This window comes from Sporosarcina sp. OR05, assembly GCF_041414805.1.
Taxonomy (GTDB): Bacteria; Bacillota; Bacilli; order Bacillales_A; family Planococcaceae; genus Sporosarcina; species Sporosarcina saromensis.
Window position 1 is genome coordinate 1 of the sequence record NZ_JANKJL010000050.1, and the last position, 286, is coordinate 286.

The 286-nt window shown below is 38.5% G+C and carries 1 protein-coding gene; it reads left to right on the plus strand.

The features are described 5' to 3' along the window. Window positions 1-286: IS66 family transposase (locus NRI27_RS18025; protein WP_371391915.1), on the plus strand; the 286-nt coding region annotated here is incomplete at both ends.

Sequence of the window (286 nt, forward strand, 5' to 3'; positions counted from 1 at the left end):
GATTATGGTAAATATGTCGATATTTATAATATGAGAAACCTAAATGATCACTCACCCCAATTAACTGAACAGGATACAAAGATTGCGGCTCTTGAAGAGGAACTACTCTGTCTAAAAGCAATCATAGCTAGGTACGAAGAGATGTTTCGATTACAAAAGCAACGCCAATTCGGAGCTTCAAGTGAGAAGTTTCCGAGTGGTCAATTGACACTTTTTGGTGAGGAAACATCACATTCTTCTACCCTGGAAAATACGACAGTGCAAGGAACTTCAAAAGCTTACAATC